Annotated in this window: 16 protein-coding genes and 8 pseudogenes; 6 read left to right on the top strand and 18 right to left on the bottom strand. The window is 35.6% G+C overall.

Going from position 1 to position 19937, the window contains the following annotated elements:
* The first annotated feature begins 185 nt into the window (after nt 1-185).
* Nucleotides 186-1988 (top strand): aspartate--tRNA ligase, encoded by a 1803-nt coding sequence (gene aspS, locus AAGD99_RS01040; protein ID WP_341822348.1) that lies wholly within the window; start codon nt 186-188, stop codon nt 1986-1988.
* Between the two features lie 35 nt (nt 1989-2023).
* The gene (locus AAGD99_RS01035; RefSeq protein ID WP_341822346.1) at nt 2024-3286 is read left to right on the top strand and encodes an MFS transporter; all 1263 of its coding nucleotides are present in this window, start codon (nt 2024-2026) and stop codon (nt 3284-3286) included.
* A gap of 7 nt (nt 3287-3293) precedes the next feature.
* Here AAGD99_RS01035 and AAGD99_RS01030 read toward each other — a convergent pair whose 3' ends face one another.
* The gene (locus AAGD99_RS01030) at nt 3294-4253 is read right to left on the bottom strand and encodes an RluA family pseudouridine synthase (RefSeq protein ID WP_341822345.1); all 960 of its coding nucleotides are present in this window, start codon (nt 4251-4253) and stop codon (nt 3294-3296) included.
* A 175-nt stretch (nt 4254-4428) separates the two neighbouring features.
* Between AAGD99_RS01030 and AAGD99_RS01025 the strand changes: the two are divergent.
* A pseudogene (locus AAGD99_RS01025) lies at nt 4429-5433 on the top strand (Na+/H+ antiporter NhaC family protein); the annotation flags it as partial.
* Nucleotides 5434-5509: 76 nt separating this feature from the next.
* Nucleotides 5510-6524 (top strand): IS630 family transposase gene (locus AAGD99_RS01020; RefSeq protein WP_341822214.1). Its coding sequence is split into 2 segments (ribosomal slippage): nt 5510-5974 and nt 5976-6524, totalling 1014 coding nucleotides; the frame shifts between segments, so codons are not numbered across the junction.
* Nucleotides 6525-6534: 10 nt separating this feature from the next.
* On the opposite strand, the pseudogene AAGD99_RS01015 reads toward AAGD99_RS01020, so the two are convergent.
* The 11 genes and pseudogenes from AAGD99_RS01015 to AAGD99_RS00965 all read right to left on the bottom strand — a co-directional run.
* A pseudogene (locus AAGD99_RS01015) lies at nt 6535-6792 on the bottom strand (IS110 family transposase); the annotation flags it as partial.
* A gap of 586 nt (nt 6793-7378) precedes the next feature.
* The gene (cydB, locus tag AAGD99_RS01010) at nt 7379-8401 is read right to left on the bottom strand and encodes a cytochrome d ubiquinol oxidase subunit II (protein ID WP_341822344.1); all 1023 of its coding nucleotides are present in this window, start codon (nt 8399-8401) and stop codon (nt 7379-7381) included.
* On the bottom strand, nt 8394-9800 hold the full coding sequence (locus AAGD99_RS01005; RefSeq protein WP_341822342.1) for a cytochrome ubiquinol oxidase subunit I: 1407 nt from the start codon (nt 9798-9800) through the stop codon (nt 8394-8396). The genes cydB and AAGD99_RS01005 overlap by 8 nt, the downstream gene beginning before the upstream one ends.
* Nucleotides 9801-9842: 42 nt before the next feature.
* On the bottom strand, nt 9843-10097 hold the full coding sequence (locus AAGD99_RS01000; protein ID WP_341822341.1) for a GH25 family lysozyme: 255 nt from the start codon (nt 10095-10097) through the stop codon (nt 9843-9845).
* Entirely contained in the window at nt 10088-10540 is a 453-nt protein-coding gene (locus AAGD99_RS00995) for a glycoside hydrolase family 25 protein (RefSeq protein WP_341822339.1), read from the bottom strand. The genes AAGD99_RS01000 and AAGD99_RS00995 overlap by 10 nt, the downstream gene beginning before the upstream one ends.
* Nucleotides 10537-10761 carry a gpW family head-tail joining protein gene (locus AAGD99_RS00990; RefSeq protein ID WP_341822338.1) on the bottom strand — a complete coding sequence of 75 codons (225 nt, stop codon included), beginning with the start codon at nt 10759-10761 and terminating at the stop codon, nt 10537-10539. The genes AAGD99_RS00995 and AAGD99_RS00990 overlap by 4 nt, the downstream gene beginning before the upstream one ends.
* Nucleotides 10748-11488, bottom strand: a pseudogene (locus AAGD99_RS00985) (terminase gpA endonuclease subunit); the annotation flags it as partial. The gene AAGD99_RS00990 and the pseudogene AAGD99_RS00985, both read right to left, overlap by 14 nt.
* Before the next feature lie 5 nt (nt 11489-11493).
* Nucleotides 11494-11634: pseudogene (locus tag AAGD99_RS00980) on the bottom strand (Holliday junction resolvase); the annotation flags it as partial.
* A 294-nt stretch (nt 11635-11928) separates the two neighbouring features.
* Nucleotides 11929-12351, bottom strand: a complete 423-nt coding sequence (locus tag AAGD99_RS00975; protein WP_341822337.1) for a hypothetical protein — start codon at nt 12349-12351, stop codon at nt 11929-11931.
* Nucleotides 12344-13585 carry a recombinase family protein gene (locus AAGD99_RS00970; RefSeq protein ID WP_341822336.1) on the bottom strand — a complete coding sequence of 414 codons (1242 nt, stop codon included), beginning with the start codon at nt 13583-13585 and terminating at the stop codon, nt 12344-12346. Before AAGD99_RS00970 ends, AAGD99_RS00975 begins: the two co-directional genes overlap by 8 nt.
* Entirely contained in the window at nt 13579-13755 is a 177-nt protein-coding gene (locus tag AAGD99_RS00965) for a hypothetical protein (RefSeq protein WP_182319925.1), read from the bottom strand. The genes AAGD99_RS00970 and AAGD99_RS00965 overlap by 7 nt, the downstream gene beginning before the upstream one ends.
* Before the next feature lie 228 nt (nt 13756-13983).
* Here AAGD99_RS00965 and AAGD99_RS00960 point away from each other — a divergent pair, with 228 nt between their 5' ends.
* On the top strand, nt 13984-14211 hold the full coding sequence (locus AAGD99_RS00960; protein ID WP_341822334.1) for a hypothetical protein: 228 nt from the start codon (nt 13984-13986) through the stop codon (nt 14209-14211).
* Nucleotides 14212-14396: 185 nt separating this feature from the next.
* On the opposite strand, the pseudogene AAGD99_RS00955 reads toward AAGD99_RS00960, so the two are convergent.
* The 6 genes and pseudogenes from AAGD99_RS00955 to AAGD99_RS00930 form a co-directional block, all read right to left on the bottom strand.
* Nucleotides 14397-14777: pseudogene (locus AAGD99_RS00955) on the bottom strand (recombinase family protein); the annotation flags it as partial.
* A gap of 62 nt (nt 14778-14839) precedes the next feature.
* Complete coding sequence (locus tag AAGD99_RS00950; protein WP_341822332.1) at nt 14840-15718, bottom strand: Rpn family recombination-promoting nuclease/putative transposase; 879 nt, start codon at nt 15716-15718, stop codon at nt 14840-14842.
* Between the two features lie 252 nt (nt 15719-15970).
* A pseudogene (locus AAGD99_RS00945) lies at nt 15971-16618 on the bottom strand (zinc ribbon domain-containing protein); the annotation flags it as partial.
* A gap of 8 nt (nt 16619-16626) precedes the next feature.
* A protein-coding gene (locus AAGD99_RS00940) for an IS630 family transposase (protein WP_341822214.1) occupies nt 16627-17641 on the bottom strand; the annotation gives its coding sequence in 2 pieces (ribosomal slippage) (nt 16627-17175 and nt 17177-17641; 1014 coding nt in all).
* 77 nt (nt 17642-17718) lie between these two features.
* A pseudogene (locus AAGD99_RS00935) lies at nt 17719-18585 on the bottom strand (recombinase family protein); the annotation flags it as partial.
* 10 nt (nt 18586-18595) lie between these two features.
* A pseudogene (locus tag AAGD99_RS00930) lies at nt 18596-18745 on the bottom strand (DUF2924 domain-containing protein); the annotation flags it as partial.
* 223 nt (nt 18746-18968) lie between these two features.
* Here AAGD99_RS00930 and AAGD99_RS00925 point away from each other — a divergent pair.
* On the top strand, nt 18969-19937 hold the full coding sequence (locus AAGD99_RS00925) for an IS110 family transposase (RefSeq protein ID WP_341822331.1): 969 nt from the start codon (nt 18969-18971) through the stop codon (nt 19935-19937).

Below are 19937 nucleotides of genomic sequence, written 5' to 3'. Positions count from 1 at the left end.
TAATTCATTAAAAATACCCTTACTATTATACCATAATTATAGAAATTGTGCAATTTCTTTGCGGGTAAAGACAGTATAAAAGTAATACTGCTCTATTTCGTAAATTGGACAAATATCTGAGAATGGGCTTGTATGTAGTAAGGTTTATTTCTATACTTTTTAAAGAATTTAGAAGTAAAACAAATATGAACTGCTACAAGACTCACACGTGCAATGAATTAAGGAAGAATGATGTAGGAAAGGAAGTTACCCTCTCTGGATGGTTATACCGTAAGCGCGACCATGGTAACCTAATCTTTGTTGATTTAAGAGACTTCTATGGAATCACTCAACTAGTATTGAATAATGACAAAGACTTTTTTGATGAGACATCAAATTTAAAATTGGAGAGTATAATTACTGTTACAGGAATAGTTGAAGCTAGAACTGAAGATACGGTAAACAGCTCTATCGCAACCGGGAAAATTGAGGTTGTAGTTAGCAATTTACACGTTGAATCAGAAGTTGAGTTCCACTGTGATGAAGAAATAGCAAAAGAAGAAAGAAGTATATTAGCGAGCATTGCTGGCGAACAAGAATACCCAGAAAATATGAGATTTAAATATCGTTTTCTTGATTTAAGGCGAGAAAACACCCGCAACAATATTATTCTGCGCTCACAAATTATTGCAGAACTCCGCAAGCTCATGATAGAGCAAGGGTTTTTGGAAATTCAGACTCCAATACTTACTGCTTCGTCCCCTGAAGGTGCACGTGATTATTTGGTGCCAAGCAGACTAAATCTTGGTAAATTTTATGCATTGCCGCAAGCTCCACAGATTTTTAAGCAATTGCTCATGGTTTCAGGGTTTGATAAATATTTTCAAATTGCACCGTGTTTCCGTGACGAAGACGCAAGGGCTGACCGTTCTCCGGGGGAGTTTTATCAACTAGATCTTGAAATGTCTTTTGTGACTCAAGAAGACATCTTTCAGATTATTGAGTCTACCTTATATAAAGTGTTTGCTAAATTTTCTCGTAAGTCTGTCGATAAAGATTTTCCACGTATTACATATAAAGAAGCAATGCTCAAATATGGTTCTGATAAGCCAGATCTGCGCAATCCATTATTAATCAGCGATGTTACAGAAATTTTCCGTGATTCAGGGTTCAATATTTTCAAAAGCAATATTGAGCGCGGTATGGTAGTGAGAGCCATCCCTGCACCTAAAACAGCAGAGGAACCACGCAGCTTCTTTGATAAAAAGATAGAACATGCGCAAAGAGAATTCGGTGCTAAGGGTCTTGGATATATAACGTTTGATAAAGATGGAACTGCGAAAGGACCGATTGCTAAATTCCTTGATGACAATAGGCTAAATTCCATAAAAGAAATAACGGATATAAAGCCTGGAGACAGCGTGTTTTTTGCTTCTGACAAAGAGAATGAGGCAGCAACAATTGCAGGAAAAGTGCGCACTCTTTTAGGGTCAGAATTAGGTCTTATAGATGATAATATCTTCAAGTTTTGTTGGATCATTGATTTTCCCTATTTTGTATATGACGATAAAAGTAAAAAAATCGATTTCTTTCATAACCCATTCTCCATGCCACATGGCGGCTTGAAAGATTTAGAGGACAAAAATCCACTGGATATCCTTGCTTACCAATATGATCTTGTTTGCAATGGAATAGAACTGTCAAGCGGGGCGATTCGTAGTAACAAGCTGGATATCATGTATAAGGCCTTTGCCATTGCAGGCTACAGCAAAGAAGAAGTTGATACAAAATTTGGCGCACTTGTGCGTGCATTCAGGTTTGGTGTGCCCCCTCATGGTGGAATAGCACCAGGGGTTGATAGAATGGTTATGCTGCTTGCTGATGAGCCAAATATTCGTGAAGTAATCTGTTTTCCTATGAACCAGCAAGGTGAAGATGTTCTAATGGGTGCTCCTTCCAAGGTGGAGGATAAGCATTTACGTGAGTTGTCTTTGCAGATCATTGAGTGAAAATTTTTATAGCGGAGTGTGGTAAACCGAAAATCATGAACGATATTCAAAAAGCAATACTATCAAGCATAATCTGCAATATGATTATATGGTATGAAGTAACTCTATTTGGAGTTTTAACACATATAATAAGCAATGTTTTTTTTCCTTCAGAAAGCGATTATTTAAGCACAATCAAATTTCTTGGTAGTTTTGCAATTGGATTTGGATTTAGACCACTTGGTGCATTTATTTTTGGTTACATTGGAGATAAGTACGGTAGGAGGAAAGTTTTGCTGACTTCCGTAATATTAGCTTCGATATCATCTACTGCAATTGCGGTCATACCAGGATTTAAAGAAATAGGAATATTTTCTCCTATATTACTTCTGCTTTGTAGAATAATACAAGGAATGGCAACAGGAGGGGAAACGAGTATCAACTCAGCCTTTTTAATAGAGCATTCAAGCGATAAAAAAAATCTAGGCTTTTTAGGTAGCATGAAAGCTTTTAGTGGTGCTCTTGGTTCTATTACATGTTTTGTAATGATAGCTATTTGCAAAAAATTTACAGGTGAAAATTATGAAATTTGGGGCTGGAGGTTGCTCTTCTATTTCTGCTTTATTATGGGCATAATAGGCTTCTTAATAAGATACATAATGGAAGAGAGCCTAGCATATAAAATTCATGATCAAAATAGAAGCTTATCTGATTCTCCATTTTTAGAATTAATCAGGGACTATAAAAAGGCATTTGTGCTAGCAATTGGGCTTGGCGTTGCCCAAAATGCAATTGTTTATTCAGCAATCATGTTTTACAACATATCTGTAAAAGAACTTATTCTCTCAGGCATCAATATTAAAAATGTAGTAAGGATTATAGTTGAAATTACATTTGGAGCGTCTGCAGTGCTGTTTGCAATACTGTCTGATAAAGTTGGAAGAAAAAATGTAATGATTCCTACATTAGTAGCTCTAGCTTGCGCCGGTTTGCCGGTACTTTCGCTATTATCGTATGATAATCACTATATTGTAACGCTCACTTTTCTGTTGATAAGTGTGCCGATAGGTGCATCTTTTGGGATATATAATTCTCTTGCCTGTGAGTTATTTCCAACGAAAGTTAGGTGCACCGGCTTTAGCCTCGCACATAACATATCTGCAGGAATTTTTGGTGGCCTTTCTCCATACATATGCATGTGGCTTATAGAAAAAACCGAAACAAAACTTGCAGCAGGTATTTATCTTACTGCCTGCGCATTAATTAGCCTAATATCTGTGCTTCAAATCAAAGCCAAAGACAGAAAAGTTGATTGGTGAAATCGTTTCAGTCGAAAAATAGCACTTCAATAGACTTTTCAATGTGCTTAGGGATAGGAGCAGTAATAGTGATTTCTTTATTGCTTGGTAATTTTAAAGATAAAGAATGCGAATGAAGGTGAATTTTATTTGCTACCCCATTAATAAAAGCTTTTTTACCACCGTATTTACCGTCACCAAGAATAGGGCAATTTATATGAGCTAAATGTGCACGTAACTGATGGGTCCTGCCGGTAATTGGTTGTAATTTTAAATAAGCGACATTATGTTCTAACCTTGCTATAATTGAAAAATGCGTAGTGGCATTCTGAGGTGAATTTTCATCAACGACCACTTTTTCTTGACCTGAAACATATTTTTTCACCAATGGATAGTCTATTGTTCCACTATCCTTGCTCGGTATGCCAGAAGTCAATGCCAAGTAAGTTTTTTTTACCCTTCGTCCTTTAAATTCCTCCATAAGGTATCTGGCAACACTAGCATTGCGTGCGAATATTATCACTCCACTCGTATCTCTATCCAGCCTATGGACAATTTTAAATGTTTCTTCCTCTCTTATTTGGTCAAGCAAATCACTAATGCTAATCTTTACTTTTACGCCACCTTGAACGATGACCCCTGCGGGTTTGTTTATAGCTAGTATATATTCGTCTTCATATAATATGTTCTCTCTTAGTAGATTCACTAACTTTTCATTATATTTGCGATCAGAATTAGCGTTCTCAATATAATTCAAGTGCTTCAGCGTTATAGTTTGTCCAGAATTTACTCTATCACTAGACTTTGCTTTGCAATCATCAACTTTGATTAACCCTTTCCTTAAAGATTTTTCAATTACAGATTGCTTTAGATCAGGAAAGATTCTTCTGATGTACCTATCCAGCCTAACGTTATCGTCTTTTACTGATATGGTTTTTATATTCTCCATTACTTTATTTGGATGTATGCTAATATCAACTGTTTGCATGACATAAAATAAAGTATAGCACAAGATATAAACCCTTCGGCTACATGTGCTATTTATTTAGTAGATTAAATATGAAGTTTAAAACTCTGCTGTCAACTTCCTGCAAAACTAGTGAAAACCAAACTTGCTTAAAACCACTTAATTAGTTATAGTCATAAGTTTGAGGTACAGTAAAATGACAGCTTTTGTCCCTTTGATTGTTTTTTTAATCTTGTACCTTGGAAGTGGTGCTTATTTTTCTTTTATCGGAACTGATAATCCACTTCATCAGGTTTCACCAGTAATCTGCTTGTTACCAGCGCTATTTTTTGCTGTCTCACGTGGTACAAATAAAATTCAGCATAACATCGATACTGTTATCAAGGGCATGGGTGACAAAAATACCCTTACTATGTGTTTAATTTTTTTATTTTCTGGAGCATTTTCTGCGGTTACTCAATCAATTGGTAGCGCAGACACTGTTGCTAATTTAATTCTTAATTTCCTTCCAGCAAGATTAATGCTGCCTGGAGTATTTTTGGCTTCTGCTTTTATTTCAACTGCAATTGGTACATCTATGGGAGTTGTTGCGCTGATGGTACCTATAGCTGTTAATCTGGCAAAAAGTGGAGCTTTTGGCCTTGAAATAGGAACTGCAACTGTAGTAGGTGGTGCCGTGTTTGGTGACAACCTCTCAATGATATCTGATACCACCATTGCATCTGTTTCTTCACAGGGAGCTTCAGCAAAAGATAAACTTAAAATAAACTCTAAGGTTGCATTTACTGCAGGTATTATAACACTCACCTATCTGGCAGTGATTTCAAGTAGTACAAAAATTATTTCTATATCAAATTTAGATTATTATTCTATAATAAAAATTATTCCTTATATTTCTTTAATAATCATGGGGCTGCTTGAAGTCACCACTTTAGTAACAATAACTGTAAACATAATTATTGCTGGTGTGCTAGGAATAGCTTTTTTTGATTATGCCATCGTTCAATTTCCTCATGACGTGTACGACGGTTTCAAAAAAGTAAACGAAATAGTAATATTTGCTCTATTTATCGGTGGGTTGAGCCATATAATGTACAAACAAGGTCAAAAAGCGTTACATAAACTCATCGATGAAAGCAATATCACAAAAACTAAAGCTGAATTTTTGATAGCAGGAATTGCGTCTATGTTTACTACCTTATACCAATTCCTAAAAATAAATAGACGAATAAAGAAAAATTTCTAAAATAGAATAATTTAAGAATTAGTGGGGAGTTATGGCAGGAAAAAGTAAAGCAATAGGAGAAGAATTATATAATAAGTGTAACCTGGAATTAAAGAAGCACGGCATAAGAGGAGAGATAGGAAGAAGATTACAGGCAATAATATCTGCAAAAGAATATGGAATAACAAAAGTTGCTCAAATATACCGAATTACTAGAACTACATTGATGAAGTGGATTACAAGATTTAAGGAAGGAGGAGTCAATGCGTTTAAAATACAACCAGGACGTGGAGTAAAGCCGAAGTTGAGCTACAAGCAGCAAGAAGAAATTAAAAATGTCATAGCAGAAGAAGGAGCCAACCTAACGGCTAAGAAATTAAAAATCATAATTGAGAAAATGTTTTCTATTGAGGTAAGTAAGTCTACAGCACATAGACTGATGCAAAAGTTAGGTTTTTCGTATATTACTCCAAGGCCTGTGCACAATAAACAGGATAAAAATAAACAAGAAGAGTTTAAAAAAAAATCTTAATGAAACTATTGTCACGTATCCCGAAAAAGAGCTATTTTTCTTCGATGAGTCGCGGTTTGGCACACATTCAAAGATTGGACACGGGTGGTTTAAAAAAGGCATTAGGACACAGGTTAAGGTAAAATTAGGTAGGCAAAACTTTTATCTCTATAGTGCAGTTAATCCTAGAAATGGAGAGAGTTCTAGCTTATTCGTACCAAACGTCAATACTGATTGTATGAATATATTCCTTGAGCAGATGTCACAATATTTAGGAACAAGGGAGGCATTTCTTGTTGTGGATTGTGCAGGATGGCATAGATCCAAAGGTTTAAAAATACCACAAAATATTACCTTAATCTATTTACCTCCATATTCACCAGAGTTAAATCCAGTAGAGCGTTTATGGCAATATTTGAAAGACAATCTCATTAAAAATAGAATATATGACTCTGTTAGTTTATTGGAGGATACTGTATGTGCATTCATTCGTAATATTACGGAAAGTTCGATCAAAACCATTTGTTCTGTGAGTTATTTGCCTACTTATTTATGAGATTTGGTATTACCTCGAATTTGTATGACTCAAGTATTTGAAATAAAGGAATCCAGTATACTCCTGTTGATTCCATAGCTACTGTTGTAACTTTACACTTTTTCAACCACTGTGCTAAGTTATGAAGGTCTTCAGTAAAGCAGCCAAATTTCTGAACGCGTTGTTCATCTCTTCCTTCAGGTACACACACATAGTGTACAGCTGAACCAATGTCTATTCCTGCTGCATTAGGATTCACTATTTCTAATTTACTTTTTGCTTTTTTCATGGTAACTCCTACATATAATTTGTAATAGGGAAACGCTTCAGCTTGGAACGGTTGATAGTACAATCTCCTAACCGAGGTAGTCTAAATGACTCCATCAATGATTTGACCGTTCCTTCCAAAACCATGCTTGCATACGGGCACTTAGGCACCATTGAAAATGTCGGTCATAACTGCAGAGGCGCTCCCTGTACAACTATACTTGAAAACTACTAAAAACTTAAATTTGTGTGTTTCTTTCTGATTTGACAGATTTCGTCTGTTCGATGCTTGCATATGGTTTTTTCCACCATACTGGTTTGACTCCTGCTATCGGATAATTCATACCTGCTAGATTAAATCTAGATTACTGCATTTAATATTTAAAACAGCCCTTCTTCCTAATGCTACTTCTCCTTAACTTGACTGCGTATGGAACAATTAGGTACGAGAAGAAACACAGAAAATATGTTATTTACAAAAATTAACTATCAATTTTATCGGGTAAGTTAATATCGATACTGCTAATAAACCGCCAACCCATAAAACAATAAACCAGAACGACTGCTTGATTTGAGGGTAACGTTTTAACCATAAGATCACTAACTCCTTAATATGTGTGTTCATAGTTTGATTTTCCACGAAAGACATAATAGCAATAACCAGTATAAGTTAAAATGATTGGTAAAAGCGGTATTATAACAATGAGCATTAAAGATAAACTTGGCCCAGAAGCAGCTGCATCCAGAATGGTATATTGAAAAGGTATAATCCATGGATAGATACTAATTCCTAAACCTAAATATCCCATAAAAAAAATAGCAATACTGAGAAAGAATGGACGGTACTCCCGTTTAGTATTCTGGAGATCAAACCACAGCATGAAAAATAGCCAAGATGTGAATAATGGAATAGAAAATAAATAATAAAAATTTGGCATACTAAACCAAAAGTTTTTAATACGTTCATTTAAAAATGGTGTCATTATACTCACTAGTCCCATGAAAATACCTACAAAACCAAGCGTATAAGAAGCAACCTTGCGTGCCCATTCTTGTGTTATATTTTCTGTCTTCATTATGAGCCATGTAGAACCTAAAAGTGCATATCCAAATATCACAGCAATGCCTGTCATTACACTAAAAGCACTTGCCCAATCAAATTGGCCACCAGAAAAGTTGCGTCCGTTTACTTCTACACCATGTATAAATGCACCTAAAATCATGCCTTGGCAAAATGCAGCACCAAGTGACCCAAAATGAAAGGCATAATCCCATAATTGCTTGTATTTTCCTTCTGCCTTAAAACGAAACTCAAAGGATACTCCTCGCACTATAAGGCCAAGCAGCATAATAATGATTGGAATATAAAAAGCAGGCATTAATATTGAATATGCAAGAGGAAAAGCAGCAAACAACCCTCCACCACCCAATACCAACCATGTTTCGTTTCCGTCCCAAAATGGTGCAATTGAGCTTATCATGTGATCACGGCATTTATCTGACGGTGCAAAAGGAAGTAAAACACCAACACCTAAATCAAACCCATCCATTAAAACATACAGTAAAACAGCTATGGCAATTAGTAATCCCCAGATTAGGGGTAAATTAATTAAGGAAGAAAAATCAAACATGATTGTTGCCCTTTCCAGATGTACCAGCATCAATCACTGAAGCTCCAATACCGTGTTTATAAAATTGCTCTTCTTCTTTAATGACAGGAATTCCTTTGTATATAAGTTTCAGGATATAGTAACTGCCTGCTCCAAATATAAGGGTATACATAACGATAAATGCAATCAAAGACCATGCAACCTGAGGACCGGTAACCGCAGGTGAAAATGATTCAATTGTGCGCATAATTCCATATACAGTGTAAGGTTGACGGCCAATTTCAGTAGTAAACCAACCTGCGAGCAATGCTATAAAACCAGAGGGCATCATTAATATCCACCATCCATGCAAGAAACAACTTTGAAATAATTTGCCACGAAAGTACTGCACAACACTTACTAACCCAATTATGATCATTAAAATTCCAATTCCAACCATTATACGGAAGGACCAGAATACCCATATTACAGGTGGTCTATCTTCTTTTTTCCATTCCTTTAATCCTTTTACTTCTCCTAAAAAATCATGTGTTAAGATCAAGCTGGCAAGATTAGGAATTTTTATCTCGTAGTGATTAATTTCATTTTGCTGATCCGGATAAGCAAACAAAAGTAAGCCAGCCCCTTTTTCGGTTTCCCATATACCTTCCATTGCAGCAATCTTAGCAGGTTGATGCTTTAGTGTATTTAATCCATGCCTATCCCCCATGAACAGCTGAAACGGTGCAGCTAAAGCTACCATAATGGTTGCCATACCAAGCATAATTCTTGCTTGAGGAGCATGTCGTTTTCTCCAAAGATAAAATGATCCTACACTACCAACCACAAAAGCTGTTGTAAGATAGGCTGCTGTTACCATATGAATAAAGCGATAAGGGAAAGAAGGATTAAAAATAATCTCTAACCAATTGGTTGGATATAAGAGACCATTCTCACCAATCGTGAATCCAGCGGGTGTTTGCATCCAACTGTTGGCTGCAATAATCCAAAAAGCTGAAATAAGCGTTCCCACTGCAACAATACAAGTAGAAGCAAAGTGCATACGAGGACTTACTCTATTCCATCCAAATAGCATAATACTCAAAAAAGATGCCTCCAGAAAAAAGGCTGTTAAAACCTCAAAGGAAAATAGAGGGCCAAGAACATTGGCTATGCGGTCAGAAAAAATTGACCAATTGGTACCAAGTTGATATGACATTACAACTCCAGATACCACTCCCATGCCAAAAGCAACGGAAAAAATCTTGATCCAGAATTTATAAACATCACGGAAACGTGTATCACCAGTCTTAAGCCAACACCACTCCAAAAAGGCTAGAAAACTTGCAAGTCCGATCGTGAAAGCAGGAAATATAATGTGAAAGCCTATTGTGAAGGCAAACTGAATTCGAGCTAGCAGCACAGAACTAAATTCAAACATTTTACTCAATACCCATGTATTACAAATAATAGCCAAATCTACCTATAATTCAATCCAAAAATCTTTTAATTCTTCTAATGTCCCGTTGAATTTATTCCTATCGCATGGTCCTATGCCTTTTACTGAATATGGCTTCTTTCCGCTTTTTCCGTCAGTATATTGCCATAAAGTCCAGTTCCTCCATCCTATTGGTAATGTCGGCTTTATTCCCCATTTCGCTAACCAAAGTGGACATTCAGTTAAAGTTGGCGTTGCAAAATCCTTGAGAAAATACGCATTTCCATAAATTAACGGCAAACGCGTCCCGTTACTACATAAACTCGATTAACAAAGTCTTCAGCTTGTTTTGGTGTTATGTTTTTTCCATCCTTATTTTCTTCTATATCAAGAGCGAGTAAAACTCCAGAACTATCGCCTATTGTCTCCAGAAAATGTTCAGCTTGGTCTCTGCCGCTTTTTTCCCCAACACCAAAATGGTATGCTCCCCAGAGAATTCCTTCTTCCTCAGCGGCTTTTCTTCTTTTTGCATACTCATGATCTATGTACTTCACCCCTTGCGTTGCTTTGTGTATGATGCCCACTATACCATCTTCTTTCACTAGCTTAAAATCCACACTTTCATTCCAATGAGAAATGTCTATTATTGCATTTACAAGCATCCCTGGTGTACCAGTGGCTATAATATACTTTAAATGCTCTAAAAAGTCCGGATACTCATTTTCCACCATATAACTTCTCATATAACTCCTTTACTAGTTGCAATAACAATCTTTCTCTTCGGCTTCACACCTGCAACTTTTAACTCTGCTTTGATTCGTTGCCTGAGCTCCAATAAATCCTTTATTTGAACTTCCCCGTACCGAACTACATGGTCACCATGTGCAATTGAGACAACCCTTTCCCCGCTTTGCAGCTTCTTTATCGCTTCTTCAACTTGGGCTAAATATTCACTGCTGTACATTCTTCTCACCCAGCCATCTACTCTTTCTTACCTTTTTAGGCTTTTTAGTTTTTTCACCTACTAAACTCTCCCACTTACTCTCTGGCCATCTATCAATCCCCAGGGCAATAGACGCAGCTCTTGCATAAACTCTGCAATCTAGTACTTCATTTCGGTCTCTTATCTTTTGCCACTCTTGTTTGGTATATCCTTTTACTACTTTGGTAATTAGTTGCTCTGCGGTTAGCTGTTTAAAATACTCAGGTGTATAATCTGGAAAATGACAATACCCCGGCGCCCCTTCTGTTAAAACATTCAGCAACTGAAACAATTCTGACTTTAATATCAATACTCCAACTGGCCACAGCTTCATTCCTCTCTTTAGCTTTTGTCCGCTAACTGTTACATCAACTCTACTTGGGCTGCTCAGTGGCACTAGCGCTTTGTTTGCCCCTTTTACTGCCATTACTCTTCCAGAGCCTTGATGACCTCTCACCCAATTGTATACCTCCTGTGTTGCATACCCAGCATCAACCGCCATCATACTTATCATGTATTCAAGACCATTTTCACCGATAAAATGATGATTTAATAACTCCGAAAGTTTTCCCCATACTTCTTCACTTCCAGTATCACCTTCTAATACCTGGTAGTCTATTGACCAACTTTCTCGGTTTTTTCCCCATGCTACTACTTCTACTTCTAACCGATCTTTTTGCACATCAACCCCTGCCGTCAACACTACTTTGCCACACTTGCATTGCCTTTACCGGTGATAAAACGTTTTATCGTCTTGACAGGTACACCTTGATAAGGTATATGATGCTTTTCACACCAAGCAGCTAAAACAGCAAAGAAACCACCATAACAATGCGCACCATCAGTTCCAAGGTTCTCTAATTGCATGAAAGTCAATAATAATTTTTTGTATCATGAAAAATATTTTTTGATGTAAAACTCAGGTCTGATACAACCTTTTATTTACTATCGTATTATCTTATTCAATCAAAAGGGGTTTTATTGGCAATCAAAACACCAGCACTAAATTTCTAATTAATCTCTTTTAAATTATGCAGCCAATGAATATGTGGATAAATACGCCACACACATTTAAAGTATTTATCCACATATTCATTAAGCTTATAAAAACTAAGGTATCATTCTTTCCCTCCATAGTCTTAATATAAGTTAAAATAGCATGCTTCCATGGTTCTTACCCCTACAACAACATTGCAAGCATTGATTTTTCTCCATATGAAAAGAGTCTGGAAGCTCTTTTACTCTAAACACGATGTTTACATCCTCAAAATTAATCTCAATTCGCTTAACTAACGTTCTAATAATATCACGTTTAGTTAGCCAGTCTGCATTATTAAGACTTGAGTTAATACTAGAGGAAAACCCCTCTAAATTTGTTACTACTAGAGTTAACTCTTGTGTGAGTTTTTTCTGATCAAATATCTTTTTCTTTTGTTCTTCAACCATTTTTAAGTTTTGTTTCATTGCTTTAATTCTTGGCTCAAATTCTTCTTGATCAATATATTCTTGAGTATAACTATCAATTAACCTTGCAATACCTCGTTTTAATTTATCTTCTTGTGTTTCAAGCAAAGCGCTTTTTTGATCTAGTGGTAAGTTCTGAAAGTCTACGTTTATACTCCTCTAATATTCTATTCGGATTTTTTAATAGATGTTTCACCTCTTCCCACACAGCCATGTCTAATGTATCTGTACGAATTAATTTGTTGTTACACATTTTATTACCGCCAAAACGGTATGAATCCGTGCCAACACAACGATAATATACCTGATTATTAGTTTTTTTCCCCTCCTTATTCCTTGCAGTGCTAGTACCATAATATGCATAATTGCAAAGCTTACATACTACTAAACCTTGCAATAAATGTCTTGCTCCTCTTTGTCTTGTTCTTGCTATTTTTCTATTCTCAGCTAATTGTTCTTGAACGATTTCAAATAAATCTTCGCTTACTATACTAGGTACTTTAATATAAATCCAATCCTCTTTTGGAACAGGATAAGTAGAATAATTATCTTTTGGATGCTCGCAGGAGTTTTTTTTCGGTCTTATATGTTTTAGTTTTACGCCAAACCTTGTTTTACCAAAAGCTGCTTGTCCTTTATAAGCAGAGTTTTTTAACATACTCAAAACTACAGCCCTATCCCAATACTCTTTTCCAGTTCTCGTCATAATGGACATAGCACTTAGCCTACGACATACTTCTCCTATACTGGCTCTTTCTCTTCCTACCAAAGAAAATACTTTACGAACAACTTCAGCTTCTTCTTCATAAATCTCAAATAAGGCCTGTCCTGTTTCTGTATTTTTGTTTATATAACGATAGCCATAAGGAGCAGCACTCATTACACTTATACAACCCTTATTTGCTGCATAAATCTTTCCTCGACGACTTCGTTCCATGATTTTTGCACGTTCGTATTCTGCTATCATACCTTGCATTTGTAATAGTAATTGAGATTCTGGATTATCGCTAATTTGATAATTTAAAAAAATGACTTCCACTCCTAATTTCTTAAACTCTTCAAGTAATATCATCTGATATGCATACTTACGAGATAAACGATCAGGAGAATGAATATAAACCTTATCAATGTTACCTTCTGCTATTTTATCACGTAATTTTTCCAAACCAGGACGGATTATGTTAGAACCACTATAACCATTATCAATAAATTTATATTCATTTAATAATTTATGTCCATCCATACTAATTTGATTCTCTATAGCAGCAATTTGGCTTGCTATTGTATCTTCTTGTGCTTGCCTACCTGAAGAAACTCTTGCATATAAACTAACTGTTACCATTTTACCGTCCTCAAATCTACTTTCTTATATTCAGAGTTTTCTTCCTTTTTGCTCGCTTTTATTGGTTTACTTAACACTAATTTTTCATATGCATCTAATAGATACAACTCTGCTAATCGATTTACTTCATAACTACAACTAATCCGAACTATTAATTTTTTGTTGCCCATGAGCTCTACCATATATTATTCATCGAGACATATGGTTATTTGATCATTAGCTCTATAAATAAATTCAACTCTCCGTTCTTTTTGTAGAAGCTTTCGAGAAATAGTCTTCTCAAGTTTCAGGTTTATTGCAATATTGTTGGCGGAGTCCCTGCACTTGTAATAGATAGTAACAGTTGTGCAACTATTAGTAACAGCAACACAGATGAAGAATTTAAAGATGCTAATAGGTTGCCTATTATAGCTCCTTCTGCACTTGTAATAGTTGGAATTATTTCAGGAATAGCTATTGCAGTTTACTTAGAAATGCTAGCAGTGGGAATAGCAGTTGGGGCTTGTTGCTTAGTTATTGCTGCAATCATATACTATTGTAATAAGCCTTCAAAGTCACTTGAGAATGTCAATGCTGAAGCTGTAGTGAATCAAACAACAGTGCAAAATGGTAAGGAAGTAGCATGAGAGTTGGCTTTGTTACCTATGAAAGGCCAACTATACAAGCAACTTACTGAAAATCTTATTTTTTTGCAATCAATTTATCCAATTTAGTGGGAATGTTAAACTTACTAATCTTTCCATAAGTAAGACTAAAGAATTGCAGAAAGTTTAATGATTTATAGATTCCTCTAAAGAAATTATCCAATTTTTTATTGGCAGACAGCTTGCTTAAACCCGTAAAACTTCTCTAATTGCTCACTCCACAGCATCGGTATTTCCCTTAAATCAACTAACCTCAAATTACTTGGTTGTCTCCCATTTACTATGTCTTCTTTTATCTTTGGAGCTAAATAATTTAACCTTAAAATTTGTTGTATGCGTCTCGTACCTATATTAATTTTAACGCTCAGCTCTTTCACACTTCCATATTTGCCCTCTTCCAGTTGACGTTTCCACAGATGAGCCCTTACCACTGCTTTCAGTAGCGCATTATTTGTTTTCCCTTCTGGTTCTACTACCGTGCATTTGTTTTCTTTCTTCTTTAAATTCATTGGTATAAATTTTTCCTCTGATTCAGAACGTACCTCTATAGGTACCGCTAGTAATAGCAGAAAAAAATGGGCGGTCTAAAACTTATTTAGGCAATGAGAGACTATTTCTTCTTGAGTTGTTCAATTTCATCTTTAGGAAGACCAGTAGATTCAGCTACTAGGTTAACAGATACGCCAGCTTTAAGTAAGTTTTTTGCCACTTCAATTTTTCCTTCAATCTTTCCTTCAATTTTTCCTTCAATTTTTCCTTCATTAAATTTCTGGTTGAGGCAAGATACATTATCATCCTCATTTTTCTTAGCTTGTTGATATATAGTCCGTTCTTCCTTAGTCCAATTATACTCTATCAACTCATTATAAGCTCTGCCAATAATCTCGTCACTTCCTACTATTTTCTTTAGATCCTTTTCACTAGTTTCACTTGCATACTTAAAGAAAAATATCCATTTTTCGACTATACTTTCTAATTGATCCTCTTTTGTTTTTGGAAATTTCGGTAGTTCTATGAAAGTATAACTAAAGTCCTTCAGGTCATGTTCGTGAGTAATCTTATCAAGAGTAACATGATCGGACTTGTAGGCTGATTTATTAGGAAATAGAACAAAATCAGTGATGGCAATGAAGATAACTTCTTTAAGTTCATGATATTTGTCACCTATGCCGGCTTGGCTAAAATAAGCTCCAGCAGCATAGTATTGTGCGCGTTTTTCAAAGCCAGTCGTTCTCGCAACCTGCATCTCGCAAATAAATTGAACACCTGCAGAATCTCTACATAATACATCGACAATACTCTCCTTTTTAGCGGCAATGTCGGGGTTTTGAATGGGACTTAGAAACTGCACATTCTTTATTTTAGCTTCACCAGTGAGGTTTAGAACATCGTTGAGAAAATGAATGAGAATATCTTTATTTTTCTCAGTACCAAAGATGCGCACGAAGGCATAATTGTTTTTTGGATCTAAAAACTTTGACAAAGCCATAAGAAATTCTCTTCAAAACTATTAATAATTGTACACCATTCTGTAGAAATATTCAACCTTTTTGTATTTAAATCTTATTTTTTTAAACTTTGGGCATGTTAAAGAAAAAAACAACTGTCAGAGATGGGTTGAGAATGGCATTCTCTACTTTAGATGCCCTTATATATCTTTTTACAACCACCTCTGTAACATGCCTTAAAAGATCAGAAAATGGATATCAAGTTTTTTCTCTCCATACTTTTTTCAGTGCTCTCATTTTATTGCTTTTATAAACGTTAATCCATAAAACTTTTCCAATTGCTCACTCCATAACATCGGTATTTCCCTTAAATCAGCTAACCTGAGATGTCTTGGTTGTCTCCCATTTACTATGTCTTCTTTTATCTTTGGAGCTAAATAATTTAACCTTAAAATTTGTTGTATACGTCTTGTACCTATATTAATTTTAACGCTCAGCTCTTTCACACTTCTATATTTTCCTGCCTCCAGTTGACGTTTCCACAGATGAGCCCTTACCACTGCTTTCAGTAGCGCATTATTCGTTTTCCCTTCTGGTTCTATTACCGTGCATTTATTTCCTTTCTTCTTTAAATTCATTGCTATAAATGTCCTCTCTGACTCAGAATGCACCTCTATTCCATCTTCTTTTACCATTACTCCCTTTATTAACTTTTTCACCACTTCTTTCTGTTTTCCAAAACTTAAATTTTTCCACTCTTCCACTTTTTCTCCACATTTTTCATATAGCTGCTCCGTTTTCTTCATCACTTCTTTTTCTACTTCTCCTGCTACTATATTCCGATTCTTTGACGCACAGCTTTTTCCAACTAAATGATTGTTGCATACGTAATATCTATACCTTTTATTTTCTTTTTTTGCATACGTCATGGTCATATTTATACCAAATCTCATAAATAAGTAGGCAAATAACTCACAGAACAAATGGTTTTGATCGAACTTTCCGTAATATTACGAATGAATGCACATACAGTATCCTCCAATAAACTAACAGAGTCATATATTCTATTTTTAATGAGATTGTCTTTCAAATATTGCCATAAACGCTCTACTGGATTTAACTCTGGTGAATATGGAGGTAAATAGATTAAGGTAATATTTTGTGGTATTTTTAAACCTTTGGATCTATGCCATCCTGCACAATCCACAACAAGAAATGCCTCCCTTGTTCCTAAATATTGTGACATCTGCTCAAGGAATATATTCATACAATCAGTATTGACGTTTGGTACGAATAAGCTAGAACTCTCTCCATTTCTAGGATTAACTGCACTATAGAGATAAAAGTTTTGCCTACCTAATTTTACCTTAACCTGTGTCCTAATGCCTTTTTTAAACCACCCGTGTCCAATCTTTGAATGTGTGCCAAACCGCGACTCATCGAAGAAAAATAGCTCTTTTTCGGGATACGTGACAATAGTTTCATTAAGATTTTTTTTTAAACTCTTCTTGTTTATTTTTATCCTGTTTATTGTGCACAGGCCTTGGAGTAATATACGAAAAACCTAACTTTTGCATCAGTCTATGTGCTGTAGACTTACTTACCTCAATAGAAAACATTTTCTCAATTATGATTTTTAATTTCTTAGCCGTTAGGTTGGCTCCTTCTTCTGCTATGACATTTTTAATTTCTTCTTGCTGCTTGTAGCTCAACTTCGGCTTTACTCCACGTCCTGGTTGTATTTTAAACGCATTGACTCCTCCTTCCTTAAATCTTGTAATCCACTTCATCAATGTAGTTCTAGTAATTCGGTATATTTGAGCAACTTTTGTTATTCCATATTCTTTTGCAGATATTATTGCCTGTAATCTTCTTCCTATCTCTCCTCTTATGCCGTGCTTCTTTAATTCCAGGTTACACTTATTATATAATTCTTCTCCTATTGCTTTACTTTTTCCTGCCATAACTCCCCACTAATTCTTAAATTATTCTATTTTAGAAATTTTTCTTTATTCGTCTATTTATTTTTAGGAATTGGTATTACACCACAGCTCTTGCACTTTATTATTCCCTTTAGTAGCGCCTCTTCATATTTTGCTTTTCTATACGGCTGATCCTTTATCAATTCCTGTGCTTTTTGCCATTTTTCTTTTTCTATTATTGCTTCATGTTTTCCCTCATATTGCTTCTCATAATGTCTGATTTTTCCCATATATATCGGATTTGTTATTATCCTCCTTACCGTGGCCTTTTTAAAGATATCTGATTTTGCTTTCGTTCGGTACCCTTGGCTATTTAACTCTCTTGCTAATCCTGCCATTGACTTCAGCTCCATATACCTCTCAAATATATGTTTCACCGTCTTTGCTTCTTTCTCATTTATTATTAATTCTTTATCTTTCACATCATACCCTAGCGGCAAAGTTCCTCCCATCCATAACCCTTGTTCCTTCGATGTTGCTATTTTATTTTTTACTCTCTCTACTATCATTTCTCTTTCTAGTTGTGCTGCTCCTGATAACACTGTTTGTACAAATTTTCCCATTGGTGTGTTGTTATCAAATATTTGCGTCACTGCTACAAAACTTATCCGGTGCCTTCTAAAAAATGACGTTACCTCTATGCAGTCCTTTGTTTCCCTTGATAACCTATCCAGCGTATACACTACCACGCAGTCTACCTCTCCTGCTTTTACATCTTCGAATAGTTCCTTTATCGCTGGTCTATTTAAATTACTCCCTGAGAACCCTCCATCATCGTACTTTTTTGCCAATGCTACCCAACCTTCTCGGCTTTTTATATATTTTTCACATGCTACTCGCTGCGCATCTAAACTATTAAACTTCTGCTCTAGCCCGTCCTCATTTGATTTTCTCGTATATATCGCACACCTTACCTCTTTTAGCATTTTCTCCTCCTCAACTTCCCTTTTTATCACGCATTCCGAACAACAACGGTCCGTTATAACTCATTCCCATTATTTTTCCAGCTACCGCTGATAATGACGTATAAAACTCTTCTCGATAGATCAAACCTGTATCTCTTACCATTACAACGTGAACTTCTTCTTGTATCTTGTCAAAAGCATCTAATGTTTTAAGCTTAAGCATTAGGTGGAGAAGGGAGGAACTCTGTGCTTCTTCTTAGATATAAAATCTGTAGAGAAGATAAGAATTCCCTTCTCAAAAGTATAGGCTGGACGGTATCGTAGAAAGACCTGAATGGTTCTAATTCTGTATTCACAAGACTAGCCTTACTTTTCATTTTTAATGGTAACGTATGGGGTTATATATGATCAACAACTTTTTGGGCATAGATATATCAAAAGATCGCTTTGATGTTTTTCTCTCATTTATAAGCAAAAAAGGAAAGCGTGAAACTAGAAAAAGAAGCTTTAAGAACGATGATCATGGGTTTCAAAGTCTACTGAATTTTCTACACAAACATAATGTAGAAAAAGCAAAAACCTGTATGGAATCTACTGGTTGTTATAGCGAAGCACTGGCTGAATTTCTACACAATGCTGGACATTTTGTAAGTGTTGTAAATCCTTATTGCATAAAATCTTATGCAAGGAGTAAGCTGATACGACAAAAGAATGATCAGACCGATGCAGAAGTTATTGCTGATTATTGCCAAAGACAGGAACCTTCTAGTTGGACACCACCTTCTCCTGAAATGAAAAAATTAAAACATCTTTATCGTTGCTCAGTTGCGTTAAAAGATGAGTTAACATTAGTAAATAACCACTTAGAAAAAAAAGAGAGACTGCCTAAAGAAGTTGCAAATGCTTGGGAAGACCTTGCAATGAATATAGCTCAAAAAATAGAAACAATAAAAAACTCCGTACGTGAACTATTAAATCAACACAAAGAATTGTTGGAAAATTTTCAACTTCTATTGACTATTCCAGGCATAGGAGAAGAATCAGCAATAGCTATTTTAGCTGAAGTTTCTGATATAGAGGTTTTTAGAGATGCCAGGCAATTGGCAGCATATACAGGAGTTATACCACGAAATATGACGTCAGGTTCCTCTGTATATGCCAAACCCAGATTAAGTAAATCCGGTTCACAAACATTACGTAAGGCACTTTTCTTTCCTGCCATAGTAGCTAAGAATCACAATCCTATCATTATGAGCTTTTGCCAAAGATTAAAGGAAAAGGGTAAGCATAATATGGCCATCGTTGGTGCTGCAATGCGTAAGCTACTCCATATCATTTTCGGTATTCTGATACCAATTCCTAAAAATAAATAG

The organism is Wolbachia endosymbiont (group A) of Clivina fossor (genome assembly GCF_964026865.1).
Lineage (GTDB): Bacteria > Pseudomonadota > Alphaproteobacteria > Rickettsiales > Anaplasmataceae > Wolbachia.
Note: the sequence above shows the minus strand (reverse complement) of the source record. Positions and strands in the feature narration are given on the sequence as shown.